Genomic DNA, 13,712 nt, shown 5'->3' with positions numbered 1-13,712 from the left:
CTATCATCGGAAGCTGTGAGAGTCCTGTGCCGGCGGCGCCTCGAAGAATGCTTCGCCGTGTCGGTCGTAGCGAAGAGAATTTTTCTCGATTTCGCATACAGTGTCACTCGTTAGCATTTATTTAATCATTCTGGCTGCAATATAATTTTATTTTTTTTTTTTGGATAGATAAAATTGTCAATGGTCTACAACAGATCATTGTTAGGAGGCTGACCAGCAAATCGTCCTCTGCGACGGTACTATGGACGTGGTACGTCGACCTCGTAGCAGTTGAAGATCTCGACGTGAAGGGAATGCAGGTGTCGCTGTTGAACAGTCGCACCACCGCGTCTGCCGCGTGGCGCACGTTCCTCTCGTTGCTCGAATACTAGTACGAGCGAGAGGGAATGCACTTCATAGCAGTCGAACCAGCAGGGACGACCAAGGAGTGCGCAGCGTGCGGTGTCTATACGGAGAAACCGTTGTGATTCCGTGAACACTCTTGTCCCGCCTGCGGGTTTGAGGCGGACAGGGACACGAATGCGGCGTGGAACATCCTTTCTCGCGGACTCACTGAACTAGGAGTGGGATACTCCGAATCAACGCCTGTGGAGACTGCAATCCCTGTAGACACTATGTCTGTATCTGCAAAGCGCGTCGTGGAAGCAGGAAAGCCTGCCCTCAAGGAACGAACGGCATCAGCTGTGAGCGAATAGGGCAGGGTAGGATAGGGTAGTTCACTGCCGGACAACATAGAGGAATTGGAACTTGATGCCGTTTTCAGTCCGTCTGTAGACGGTACACCACGTGAAATTAGTAGGCATGTAGATTGAGCTGATACACAGGTGCTAAATCCCTTTCTCAAGGAGTAACCGAAGGGAGCGAGTAGGGGAGGGTAGTTCACTCTTTGGTGGTCGTTTTCGTTGGTGAACTCGCGTAAACGGTTTAAAGGGGGTGGAGATGAGAGCCCGTTAGCGCTTTTTGCGTTCTGGTCTAGATGTGCAGAATTATAAGACAACAGGCCGATTGGCTTGTTGTAGCTGGCAGAGAACCAGTCTCCAATTGGTGCAATGAAGAACGATCCGTCATGAGTAACGTGAATTCGTTTGTTTCTCTGAACGTTTTCCTAAAGGAGCAGAACCATTGATGGTCCTATAATGTCGCGAACGATACTGTATCGCGGTATTATTGGAAAACCCATGGCTAGATATTGTCTTGTTCCTCGTTGTATCTATGTAAGCTGACAGCGCTACGACTACTCCTCGTAAAAGGACATCATACTACATCGATTATAGCAGTGCAGTTGGCGCATAACAAAGCCTCTTCTCGATAATCATCGGGCAGAGAAACGATGTTATGGACGGACCAAGCAAAGCAGAAAGCCGAGAAAGCGTTGCTGCTTGTTGGATTCCTCTCATTAGTGGTTGCAACGTTATTGGCTCATCAAACTCCAGCCACTACATACGAAGTCTCTATCTATACTGCAATGCCGCTTGTGTTCTGGATCGGAGTTGCAGTTTCTATGGCTGTAGCGATTGGTGTAGCGTTCAAAGCAACTGATTTGGTTCAGCTGCTAGCTTTGGTGTTAGCTGGAGTCACAACAACAGTCGTCGCTGCGCTCCCAGTTATTCGGAGCTACTTTTACTACGGTCGTGGTGATGCCCTTACGCATCTCGGATGGGCGCGCGAAATTGAAACTGGGGCGCTTAATCCAGTTGATTTGCTCTACCCTGGTGTCCATACCATTGCAGTCAGCGTCAGTGAGATAACTGGAACTCCGATTCGTCGAGCAATTCTCTTGACGGTAGTTATGTTTGTTTTTATCTATCTTCTCTTTATTCCTCTCTGCAGTTGGATCATCGACCCAGAGAGCCGGACCGCTACGTTTGCTACATTATCGGCGTGTCTCCTCTTACCGATTAATGGGGTGAGCCTCTTTATGCAGGCCCATCCGGCATCACAAGCAGTTCTATTTTTCCCATTTGTGTTTTACATAGTTATAAAGTACATTACTAGTTATGAAGAGAATAGCATCCGCTTCCTTCCTTCTTCGTCCGGGATGTTGCTTGCTCTTGCATCACTCGCAATTTTACTTGTGCACCCACAGCAAACGGCGAATGTCTTGGTAGTCTACGGTGCCATTGTCGGCGTCCAATGGCTGTACTCGATCGTTCATCTCGACCATCCCGTCGTGTCTCAATACCGGTCACTACTTGGCCAGACAAGCTTTCTGACTGTGCTATTTGGTCTGTGGATGGCCACGCATCAACGAGCGAGTGGATCAGTATCATATTTAATTCGCAAACTAATTTCTGGGTCTAATCCGACAAGCGATATCAAGCAGAATGCTGGTGGACTCGCTCAAATAGGTGGGGAATTTGAGACGATGTTTATTAAACTATTCCTCATTAGTTTCATCTTCTGTCTTATTGGAGGGATAATATTACTTATAGGTGTTGCCGGTCGATTACGGACTCTCAGAGCCAATCACTTCTCAAAAGCTACGATTATTGGATTAGTTCCACTATTTGGGCTATTCGGGGCGTACTTGGTCACAAGTACTGGTGGGTTTCACTTCCGGCAGCTTGGTTTTATCATGGTGCTCATGACGATTTTCGGTGGTATCGGTTTTTCTCACCTTGTAAATGGGCTGGAACTGCGTGTCCCGATCCCTACAGCTGTCGTATCGGTCGTCGCTGTCCTCTTTGCAGGGATGCTCGTACTTTCGGGGCTAACGCTATTTCATTCACCATTTATATATCAAGCGTCAGGCGACGTTACTGAGGGAGAGATGACCGGCTATGCTCGTGCATTCGAGTATCGTAGTGATATAACTTTTATCGGACTTCGATCCCCAGGTACTCGGTTCGCTGATGCAATATATGGAGTCCGAGAAGAGAATCCACGACGATTTCTCGGTGGGAGTCTGTATGGAGATACGCCCCTAACAGGGAAGAATTTCACGGCTTCTAATATCTATAACTATTATAATTCCAGCCGATATTTTGTTGTAACTGATGCTGCCCGTCAACGCGAACTAGAAGTCTACAATGGTCTTCGTTTCTCCCAGAAGGGTTTTCGTTCACTCAACAATCAGCCTGGTATCGATCGGGTACAATCAGGAGGTGGTGTACAAGTGTACTTGGTCGATAAATCTAAGAAGGAACGGTCACGGGCACCATGATGGCACTATCTTTTCGATTGAATGGAGATGTCGGCATCGTGTATAACTAACTGGGAAAATTGATAAAACGAAAGGGAATGCTCGCTTAAATGGCGGAGACGAAATCAAGGCCTCACTCAAAACTGAGCACTCCAAAACGACAATACATGACTTTCCGAGGATGTATTTGCGACTAATTCTGCACACCGTGATCTCATCGGCGTGACTGAGGACGGCAGACCAGTACTCATGGATAATCTACGGGTTGATGCAAGTTGTCCAGATCTCATTCGGCGATGGTCGTCTCGATAGTGAGAAACGCAAGACTGTGACGACACACAGGACATGAGTCAGGTTTGGGTGATCGATCCAGGAGCGTGGTCGGGACTTGTTTGCCTGACTACCTCCCCACTATCGGCGGCTGTTTACTGCCGAGTATCAGGATAGCTGAGTACCGATGCAGAAAGACTGTATGGAGACACTGCACTCTGAGGCTGCCGTGTAAATTTCGACGTAACAGGCTATTACTTGACTTGTTAGTGTGATATATAAATCTATGTCAAGCACTACCACTGGATTTGAAACGGTTACTTGGTTTGAGTTGAAGATACACCCCCACGTCCGAATACTCCGACACAGTATATACTGACAGCGTCGTATTCGATGGCTCTTACACGGCCACCAAAGCACGATATCGTCGACGCTGTGCTTGATAATGCCGATCTATCTGACGGCCAGACCACACTCCCCTGCACGAACATATAGAGCCGGACCCACTCGACGACCTCCTTGACGCGAGTGAGAATAAGTAGAGTTCTGTGGAATTCAGCTCACAATTGACGTGTATCTCATCGTTGTCCGAAGTACTGGAATTATCCTCGTTTATAAGCCGCTACGAGCATGATACTGGTCAGGCGGCGAGCGCGGCATTGCTACCAGTTGGGGAGAGCTATGAGGCCAGCACGTTGCGTCTGACGGTCCGACCAAGTCAAATCCAGTGAAACGTTATAGCAGCGACGCTCACACTCACTGTGATACCGGCTCCAAATAAGCCATAATTCGCGATAAGATTCTCCGACAGGACAATGCCAAGGGAGTACCGCGATGACCAGAACGGCTCAAACGGACGAATTCCCATCGGTGTTACAGCGTCTGCAAGCAGATGAGAGCAGACGCTTATAGTAGCGACACCGCCGAGGAAGACAGCTAGTATGAACCAACTCGTCGCAACTGCAAGAATGATCGCCAGGAGAACACCAACGACGCCGGCGAACCAGACTGTATGTGTAATGCCGCGATGGCGAACGAACGGGAGTCGAAGGTCAATATCGGGAAGCATTGCGACCGTAATAGTGATGACCGCTCCGACGATGACGGTCTGCGCCGTGACGATTGTACTACTGAGCATGGCAATTGGGGTATAGGTGAGGAGTGCGACGCCATAATGGCCGGGACGATACATTGGTGCTTCCGTAAGCGATATAATGAGCAAGATATCCATTAGTTTTTAGGCTCGTATGTGATATCCTCTATTCTAGTGAATGAACGAGGGAATGTGTGGACGTGCCTTGGTAGCTCAGGTTGGCAGAGCAACTCCTTTGTAAGGAGTTAGTCGGGAGTTCAAATCTCTCCCAAGGCTTGTTCCAGTTCACCGCTACGTTCTCTTGCTGCACCGCCATGGTTGATAGTCCTCGGACGACTGTCGTCACAACTGCCGCTTTGCAGTGGGAAGACCGGTCGTCAGTCATTGTCCTGTCCCTCCTTGATACGTAGGTCTCCACCGCAGTCAGCGTTCCCCGATGCGTACGTTCTGTAACCCAGTAGCGCGGTGAAATAGGACAAACACTGCTTCACTTAGATTGAGTACCACACCGGGGGTGAGGACGGCCCGCCAGGGATGGCTAGGGGGTTGTCGAAAACTCAGTAATCGTGAGACGTAGTTCTACTACGTTCTTATGGAATAAATTATCGAGGAGGGTATTAAGTGGAACGTCAGGATGCTCGAGGTGAGTTGGCCCTAATATGTACGCGAAAGTAATATGTTGAGTGAGGGTATCAAGAGTATTTGTTCTATACTTAGATTCATTTTATATCATAGTAAATTTAAATATATTTTGTTTTATTCAGAAAGTATTTTATGGAAGAGCGTGAAGAATATAATGAGGGTAGAAAATGGAAGAGAAAATCGTGTTTTATCGTGACCATCCCGAGATGCTCGAAAAAGATTGTGAGATATTAGAAACGTATGACTTTGATGAAGATCTTCCCTCAGCAGCATATGTGAGATATGACAAAAAATACGAAAGTGGATTACAAGAAAATGAGAGATAATTGATACTAAAGATAATATCACCGCAACACTTCGGCACGAGCCAGATTTCGTTAGTAACGCGACGATAGATGTTGCGACAATTGAGGATGTCCGTAAATTACATAACATTCCATCATCATCAGCATCCGGCGAGCAACAGACTGTTGTTATCATGGACTCCGGGATTGATGCTGATCATCCGGTGTTCACAGAAACTACAATCACACAAACCGATGTCACGACGGCAGGGGAAAACAAGGATGCAATCGGTCATGGAACAGCAGTTGCTGGGCAAGTAACACGGCTCGCACCTGATGCAGACCTTATTTCACTTCGGATTTTTGGGGATGAAGGCCAAGCGACAATGAATATTATACTTCGAGCATACGAATGGCTTCACAAGAATCACGATCAATATAACATCGTCAATATGTCTTGAGGGACCGAGAAACAATCGGAACGACTCGATCAAATCCATACAAAGCTTATTGACAAAGGAATCCGGGATATTGTTGCTGCAGGTAACTCAGGAGAAAAAAGCGGAAGTCCAGCGACAGCATCCGGTGCGTTTAGCGTCGGTGCATGTACAGAAGACGGGAAGATGGCCGAGTTTTCGTCGTACAATCCAAACGGTGATAACCCAGACGTCACCGCAATTGGAAAGGACAACCGCTTAGCACAAGCTGCTGGTACCAACCTGGGGAACCAACTTGAGGGACAATGGGTGAAAGCCTCAGGAACGTCGTTTGCAGTACCAGAAACTGCTGGTATGGTTGCCAAGTATATTGATGGTAAAAAAGATTGGTCTCCAGCAGCGGTCCTCACAGCATTTGAAGACGGAGCTCGAGATATTGAAGGACAACCGCGGGACGGTGCTGGGATTGTCGACTATCAGTCAACTATTCGCGAAGCAGCAGCAGATTCATTTGCACAGCGTATCACTAAGTGGTATTTGAGGACTACTTTCGACACTATTGAGATGTCTGAACAATCGCTGTTGTATAACAGAGTCATCAATATCATCGCCTCTTCTAGAAACCTAGCGAATCTATTTTGTATATTCTGTGATTGTCAATTATCACTACGTTACCCGAGGTACGACGTAAAGTAGCGATTTCACTAATTGGCGGGCAGAAGTACCGTGTCTTGTTGCACATTGCCGCGCTTGGCTGTAGGGTTAATCATGAATGTGAGCGTAATTTTTATAGTTCTGCAACTTTAACTATTATTGTAAAGATGTAGGTATAGTAATCGGATGCAAATCGCGGCGTATCGACAAGCATCTCTCTGGCAATACGCCCGATTACCGCCAGCTCCGACAGACAGCGTAATCGATAGTTTGGTTTCTTCTATTCAGGAGTTGACGGCGGTTGCGGTAAGGCCCCCACCACAAAACATGTCAAATGAACAAAGGGGAGGTGAAAAGACCGCAGACAGAGCTTCTCCATGTAAGAGTCTACATCTTGAGACGTGGTGGAATGACTGGGTTGCCATAATTGAAACAGAACGAACATCGGCGACCCCAGATGAACGTCTTAAAGGGATACTTCGTCAATTAGTCACTGAGGCTTCTCTGTATAGCTTACTTGCCTTGGTCTTCACGTGTGCTGTCTACATGATTGGTGAATTTACGACCATCACAATCATGACCCACCCTATGCAAGAAGGCCCTCTTTATATGGGGTCTGTTCTTGCGATCCTTTTTACTACCATGTGGGATAGTTGGATTAGAAAAACAAGTGAAAAGAACTCCTAATTCGGTTGCGTGAGAGTCCGCACATACACATAGCGAAGTGGTCGCATTTCAAACCCACACAGTTCGGCGAGAACCACTCCGCTAATCAGACCGACGGCCTGCAAGATAGAAAGTCCAAACGCAACAATGCCACCTACGCTAAGTGGGAGCATTCGGTTTGTCGTGCGCACATCCCAAACTGGATAGAGCAAAGCAAACATGAGGCCAAATGACGGATACCCACTTCGTGTAATAAACAGACCTCCCTGCAAGCCAGTGAAAACCAAAATATTGTAGTAGAGAAGTGCCGTCATCACTATGAGCATCTCGGTTTTGTTCGGCAGTGAATCAGGGGCTTGTGGATGGCGTTCTTTGAGGAATATTTGGCTCTGATAGACACTTATCCCGAAGATGCTTGAAAACGCAAATTTACCCAGGGGGGTATCTAGTGATAAAGACCAGGCAAGTACAAGAAAACAGACGAGACCCATAACAAGGGTGAAAACTGTTGTAAGAGCAATAGTCCAAACACCATAGACAAGTGGATGCCATCTTAGTTCAGGGTTAGCCATCGTTATCTCTGTGCTTTCTGGGGGTATCTTCTCGGTTGGGGATCTTGATCCTAAAAGCAAATGCACCTATCTTGCGTATTATATTTATTGCTACTGGCGTATGGGAATCTAATTCATGTACTCCTACACAAATACTGAATAAAAAATTTTTGTCCGAAACGTTACGAAGGTGGTTAGCAGAGTGATCTACTATACACTCAACACACTTGTCCGCCTTCTCCCTCTCTCAATCACCGAACCAGACGATAATGCGACACTGGCAGCACGTACGGAGGTAGCGGCATTGAGTGATACCACTCTGTCCGAAGTGCCTCTAGCTCCGAATCACGATGTAGCGCTATCTCTTGTCTGGCTCGCCGACTACGTCCGGGCATTTACCAAGCATGTTGAGGCAGTCAAACGAATGGTCACTGTAAAGGATGAGTAGAGTAACGATCTCGAGGACTAGTTACTGAGCTGGAAATGGCCTAGGACGTCCTTGACAAGCGGATGAACACTAATGAAAGATAACTTAAATAAGTGGACTATAATACCGCCGACTGAAAAAGCGCCTAGAAGATTGAAAACACGGTGAAGTCAATGTCTCAGACACGGAGGAGACGAAGATTGCAGAGGAGACGACGCGATGATAGCGCGGCTGGACTATCGGACGGTCGCCACCCACGACGGGTGTGCGTAGAAGAACGACGGCTATTGCGTGATGGAGGAAATGGCCGAGCGTGTTCCCGGCGTGACCTACAAGGAGAGTCGGACGCTGTCAGCGGACGACGCACTCGGTGTCGGTGGTCGACATATCAAAATCTCATTTGCTGATCCCGATTTTGCCTGTGGTGACGCACGAATCGGACCGGGGAAAGGCTACTCTCCTGTGACCACGTTCCCCTCTCAAGATCGCGATCTGGTCTCAAGGCGGTGGTCGTCGTGGATTGGTGACCAGAATTATATTTGGGGGTGTTGATCGTTCTCCTAGTGAACGAAGGCGGTCGCTTTACTTGTCGCTGTCCTATCTCGGTTGGTTATGAGCCGACCAACACAACTGCCTGGACGTGGAACCGGTAGGTTCCCGTCACGTTGGCGTCTACCTCCGTCTCGAACACGCCATTGGCGACGCTATCGAGGTCGACCGTCCCGAGAAAGGCAGCAAGAATCAACAGTCGTTCATTGTCGGCGTTGAGGATGCTGAAGGTATAGATGACGGCCGTGTCGGGCATCAATGGGACCGAGAGTAGCACCGCCAAGCCGACGTACTCGTACTTGCGGACAAGGGTTGTCACCGGTCCATTGTTCGGTGGAACACCGTATCGGGGTGTAAATTGCCGTAATAACCACCGTGCGGGCCGAGCACTGACCGTACCCCGGCCAATTCGAAACGCAATGACGCTACCGATCGCCTTCCCGGCTGCACTTACGAGAATGACGATACCAACACTGACTGTGGGTGGGACGCCTAGCTCCATCTGTGGCGCTGGGAACAGGACTAGTTCCCCAGGCAGTGGGAGCACGAAAGCGACCAGCACTGAGTAGACAAAAATGAGGAGGAGTCCGACCGTTCCAGTCGCCGTCTCGACGAGCGGTTCAATTGCGACTGTCATCACTGACTTCCAAATACTCGTCGGAACACCCGTTGGCTCTCACAGCCACATGCTTGGACTACACTTGTCCGGGCTGAATAATCAGTCACTGCCGTCGTTATTGGCCAATGGGATATAAATGATCCCCTCTCGATCACATAAATGGCGGCACCGTTGGTGAGCGTGTCCTGGTCGGCAATGTCTGCAGGCGTTCTAATGGCGACCCAGACACTGAGAGGAAGGCGGGGCGAGAGGCAGTCCTCTAGCATGCGTTTCTCAGTGCCCCACCGCTCTCACCACCACTAGCTGTGGCCAAAGTGACTATGTTTGTCGTAATTTGCCTGGGACAGAGACGCATATCTCGTAGTCGGTCGCGCCGTCAGTGGGGATGGCGTTGAGCGAGCCGTCCGCGGTCGCGTTAATCAACGCCGGCTATGTGCGTGCCGTGAGTGTGCCGGTGAAGGTGGTAAGGGCAGTATAGGCAAGCACATCGCCCGTCTCAGTGTCGAGCGTGATGACTTACCGCCGAAGAGGTCCCACCTGAGATAGCCTCCCATAGGCGGTTCGCCACGGCTATCCCGAGAAAAGAACGTCCATTCCTTGAAGGGGAGAATTCACTGTGGTGTTCTAGTGAGAAGAAGGATTAATCGAGAAGCAGTGTGCATTTGTCTTTTAATGCCTAGATATTGCCACTAATTGAGCCAGTCGCCCGGCGGCGTTCGACAGCCTCCGCGACGCTGTAGGCAGCCCAACTTACGGTTGCGGCGACCGTCGCTGAAACCATCCCCGCTAATAGCCCGGTCTGCTGGTCGCGGAGACGCGATCCGATGAGGTACGCGACAGCGAAGGAACTCACCCAACTCAAATAGCGCTCGACAGTCTACTCATAACGGAGTCTTTGTAACGGACTGTCAAAAAGTACTTCGACTCTAAAACATTCATGATGTGCGCGTTGCTGTGGCGTCTGGTCAAATTCGGGGAACTGCGGTTACTATCGTTGGTACAAATTTCAGCATAGTTTCGAGAAGGTCTATCCTCTCTCTATCTCTTTGACATAGTAGAATAGAGACTGTTCTAGAAAGAATAGGTTTATACGTCTATTAGCTATTTCTATAAATATAGTGAATACTTCGAATGTATTTGTCGCAGTGGCACTCGCGGGAATGTTTGTCCTTGCAGGATGTAGTGCTAATACCGGAACAGGCGCGACAGAGACTACAGTTGCAACGACCACCTTCCAAGCAACCCCGACATCAACAGCGACTACGACAACATAATCTACTCCAACATCAACACAGATCACGACGAATCAGTCTACTACAACCCTAACATCGACACAAACCCCAACTCAGACCACGACATCAATTACGACAGCCAAGTCGACTCCGACACCAACGCCGACGACTACTGCTGAGCCGACAACCACATCCAAGCCAACGACACAGTCTAGTCGCGGGCCAGAGAGCGGTACTGAATGGACTATCACCGTTACTCGAGTTATTGACGGTGATACGATGGAAGTGGAGTTCCCAAACGGTGAAACTGATACAATTCGCCTTCTTGGAGTCGATACGCCAGAAACGACTTTGAGTCGCGTTACTCCCGGAGAATTCGAGGGTATTCCTAAGACAGCAGCAGGCCGTGACCATCTCTTCAGTTGGGGTGAGCGTGCCAGCCAGTTTGCAACCGACGAACTCGATAGCAAAACCGTTCAAATTGCGACGGATCCCAAGGCTGACCGCCGTGGGAGCTTTGGTCGACTTCTCGTCTACATTTACGTCGATGGTGAGAATTTCAACCAGCGGCTGTCGACCGACGGTTACGCTTGGCTGTACGACAGCTCATTCTCGAAGCGAAGTAACTTCGAACATGCTGAAGCGCAAGCACAACAAAACAACGTCAGGTTATGGGACTTTCAGGGCTCTACCTCAACATCTACGTCAATAACTGAAGCAACTGAGACACCATCTGATGGCGGAGACGGTGTTGATATACCGCCACCGCCCGCTGACGGCGATTATGACTGTAGCAGCTTCGACACGCAGGAACAAGCACAGGCCGTGCTCGACCGTACATCCGGTGATCCCCATCGCCTCGACGGTGACGATGACGGCGTCGCCTGTGAGTCACTCTAAGCGGTTTGAATCTTCTTCACTAATAGAAATGGACTTCCACTTCCGGTAACCAGAAGTGGAACGAACTAGGTCACCTCCCTCAGGGAGCATATTTTATCCATCTGCATCACTCATTATTTCCAAACCTGGTCTTTCCTCTGATTACTCCCCTTGGGTTTGACTGGATATGTCGAGATGGAGTGTTAGCATTCGGTCGCTCGTTGGCCAGATGTCCATCTCTTCAGCTACTTCCAGCTAGTCAATTAACTCCTCTAATTCATCTTCAGCCAGCTCTGATTCATCGGGCGACCATACGTACTTAGAGTCCACGTACGCTGCGTAGATGTTCAAGATACAAATTCTTCTCATCCGATCCACTACTGCAAACTACCGTAACAGGACCACAGCGAAGTCAGAAATCGAATTCAGTCGTGAGCATTTTCACTGCGACTCAAGAACTCAGGAGGTATCGGTACTTCTAACTCAATACGTTTGACTCAATATAGTACCTATAGACACCCCGAATTCGGCAACTAGTACAGTTGATGCGAGATCCGTATCACGATAACAGAACTGTTGTATCCCCAGAGGATACAAGTATCCAGTCTCGCATTAATTACAGCCAATGCCGCCATCAACAACAACACCAACAACGACGAATAATACGTCGGCAAATTCAACGACACCCACAGTTCCTGATCTCCAACCTGAGACCGTCGGCCCAATCGGGCAGTTCCTCCGCTCACTCGGGATACCGTACGCTGAAATTGTTGGAGCAGTTATCACGTTTGCGCTTACGCTGCTCGTGCTCTACGTAGTGGCACGTGTCGTGCTTGTCCCCCTCGCCAACCGGATGTTGGACGCACGTGGTGTCAACCGAGACGCTCGACAGCCCTTACTTCGGTTATTGAAAATCATAATCGGATTTACTGCCATCGCCGTCGCATTTGGACTCGCTGGTTATGGGAATTTCTTAGCATCGTTTGCAACTATCGGTGCGGCCGCCACGCTCGCAATTGGGTTTGCGCTTAAGGATCTTATTGCGAACTTCGTCGCAGGCGTCTTCATCTATATTGATCGCCCGTTCCAGATCGGTGACTGGATCGAATGGCCCTCATCAGGAGATATGCCAAACGCCGGAATTGTCAAGGATATCAGCCTCCGCGTCACCCGTATTCGGACGTTCGATAACGAACTCCTCACCGTGCCGAACTCCCTACTCACCCAGGATGTAATTAATAACCCCGTCGCGGAGGATGAACTCCGGCTCCAATGTACATTCGGGATTGGCTACGGGGATGACGTCGAGAAAGCAACTCAGATTCTGCACGAAGAGGCCGAGCGCCATCCAGACATTCTCTCAGACCCCGCTCCGACAATCCGTATGGGTGACGAAGCTCTTGCCGATTCCTCTGTTGGCCTCGTTGCACGGTTTTGGATCGCGAACCCCAGTCGAGCGAAGTTCCTACAGGTCCGAAGTGAGTACATCCAGAACGTGAAACAGCGCTTCGATGACGCCGGAATTGAAATTCCTTACCCCCAGCGGGGTCTTACCGGCACTATTGAGCTCCGGAACCAGTCTGACCTCAAGGAACCCCGGCCTTGACATCCTCCCGCGCTGGCGTATTCCCTCGGAACACAGAACGGAGACTCCCCAGCTAGAGAGATTAAGCATTTCCGCAGATGAGCCGGCCGAACCGAGCGGCGCCAATCCAGATAACTCATTCTGGTCGCTGAAACCAACGGCAGGTGAGCTCGTTGCTGAGGAGAATATTGACGATATGCTGTGTAGAAACTGACGAAGGCTCTTCTTCGTCGGTTCCTACATGTCGCGTCGTCGAAACGGAAAGCCTCGAGGCGTGACCTCAAGGCGGTTCACGGCCGCCTGTGATGCGTTCGAGCGCTATGACGACCAGCAGATCCCGTTCGTTGACCACACAAGCACCTGTGTGCGCGAATACGAGATCGACCATATTTTCGCGTTTGATAGCGACTTCGCCACACTCGGCCTTACTCGTACCCCTGCAGGGATCCATCTTCCAGAATAGACGGTGAGCATGAGTAGATTTTGAGAGCATTTATGTGAACGCCTGCTTGTGGAGTAATCGAAGTCGGAGAATTCCGGTACTGAAGGGGGAGATACTGGCACCGCTGACACGTAAGCGATATGCGAGGGTTGCCGAGCTTGGCCAAAGGCGGCGGGCTTAAGACCCGCTCTCGTAGGAGTCCGTGGGTTCGAATCCCATCCCTCGCAGTCGACGTAAGGA

General features: G+C 49.5%; 7 protein-coding genes, 2 tRNA genes and 2 pseudogenes. 8 read left to right on the top strand and 3 right to left on the bottom strand.

Annotated features, from left to right (window positions below; genetic code table 11):
• Positions 1–257 precede the first annotated feature (257 nt).
• Positions 258–695: pseudogene (locus ACRYA2_RS20990) on the top strand (RNA-guided endonuclease InsQ/TnpB family protein); the annotation flags it as partial.
• Between the two features lie 635 nt (positions 696–1,330).
• A complete protein-coding gene (locus ACRYA2_RS20985) occupies positions 1,331–3,163 on the top strand; it encodes a hypothetical protein (protein WP_433632709.1) in 1,833 nt (610 codons plus the stop codon).
• 967 nt (positions 3,164–4,130) lie between these two features.
• Here the strand turns inward: ACRYA2_RS20985 and ACRYA2_RS20980 are convergent.
• Entirely contained in the window at positions 4,131–4,604 is a 474-nt protein-coding gene (locus tag ACRYA2_RS20980; RefSeq protein ID WP_433632706.1) for a metal-dependent hydrolase, read from the bottom strand.
• A gap of 103 nt (positions 4,605–4,707) precedes the next feature.
• On the opposite strand from ACRYA2_RS20980, the gene ACRYA2_RS20975 reads away from it, so the two are divergent.
• From ACRYA2_RS20975 to ACRYA2_RS20965, 3 genes and pseudogenes are all read left to right on the top strand, one after another.
• Positions 4,708–4,781 (top strand) — tRNA-Thr (locus tag ACRYA2_RS20975).
• 533 nt (positions 4,782–5,314) lie between these two features.
• Positions 5,315–5,473 (top strand): hypothetical protein, encoded by a 159-nt coding sequence (locus ACRYA2_RS20970; protein WP_433632704.1) that lies wholly within the window; start codon positions 5,315–5,317, stop codon positions 5,471–5,473.
• Positions 5,474–5,625: 152 nt separating this feature from the next.
• Positions 5,626–6,564: pseudogene (locus ACRYA2_RS20965) on the top strand (S8 family peptidase).
• A gap of 641 nt (positions 6,565–7,205) precedes the next feature.
• On the opposite strand, the gene ACRYA2_RS20960 reads toward ACRYA2_RS20965, so the two are convergent.
• Positions 7,206–7,760, bottom strand: a complete 555-nt coding sequence (locus tag ACRYA2_RS20960; protein ID WP_433632702.1) for a hypothetical protein — start codon at positions 7,758–7,760, stop codon at positions 7,206–7,208.
• Positions 7,761–8,776: 1,016 nt separating this feature from the next.
• Positions 8,777–9,034, bottom strand: coding sequence for a hypothetical protein (locus tag ACRYA2_RS20955; protein WP_433632699.1), 258 nt, complete (start codon positions 9,032–9,034; stop codon positions 8,777–8,779).
• A gap of 1,811 nt (positions 9,035–10,845) precedes the next feature.
• On the opposite strand from ACRYA2_RS20955, the gene ACRYA2_RS20950 reads away from it, so the two are divergent.
• The 3 genes from ACRYA2_RS20950 to ACRYA2_RS20940 all read left to right on the top strand — a co-directional run bounded on the left by ACRYA2_RS20950 (position 10,846) and on the right by ACRYA2_RS20940 (position 13,699).
• The gene (locus ACRYA2_RS20950; RefSeq protein WP_433632697.1) at positions 10,846–11,466 is read left to right on the top strand and encodes a thermonuclease family protein; all 621 of its coding nucleotides are present in this window, start codon (positions 10,846–10,848) and stop codon (positions 11,464–11,466) included.
• Positions 11,467–12,070: 604 nt separating this feature from the next.
• Positions 12,071–13,051, top strand: coding sequence for a mechanosensitive ion channel family protein (locus ACRYA2_RS20945; RefSeq protein ID WP_433632695.1), 981 nt, complete (start codon positions 12,071–12,073; stop codon positions 13,049–13,051).
• A gap of 563 nt (positions 13,052–13,614) precedes the next feature.
• Positions 13,615–13,699, top strand: a tRNA-Leu gene (locus ACRYA2_RS20940).
• Positions 13,700–13,712 lie beyond the last annotated feature (13 nt).

The sequence above is a fragment of the Halomicrococcus pelagicus genome (assembly GCF_050954125.1).
This window is presented reverse-complemented; position numbering and strand designations above follow the sequence as displayed.

Bases quoted from the DNA above. Each gene is read 5' to 3' on its own strand.
- ACRYA2_RS20985 (WP_433632709.1), top strand. From the start codon at position 1,331: ATGTTATGGACGGACCAAGCAAAGCAGAAAGCCGAGAAAGCGTTGCTG.
- ACRYA2_RS20980 (WP_433632706.1), bottom strand. From the start codon at position 4,604: ATGTATCGTCCCGGCCATTATGGCGTCGCACTCCTCACCTATACCCCA.
- ACRYA2_RS20970 (WP_433632704.1), top strand. From the start codon at position 5,315: ATGGAAGAGAAAATCGTGTTTTATCGTGACCATCCCGAGATGCTCGAA.
- ACRYA2_RS20960 (WP_433632702.1), bottom strand. From the start codon at position 7,760: ATGGCTAACCCTGAACTAAGATGGCATCCACTTGTCTATGGTGTTTGG.
- ACRYA2_RS20950 (WP_433632697.1), top strand. From the start codon at position 10,846: ATGGAAGTGGAGTTCCCAAACGGTGAAACTGATACAATTCGCCTTCTT.
- ACRYA2_RS20945 (WP_433632695.1), top strand. From the start codon at position 12,071: ATGCCGCCATCAACAACAACACCAACAACGACGAATAATACGTCGGCA.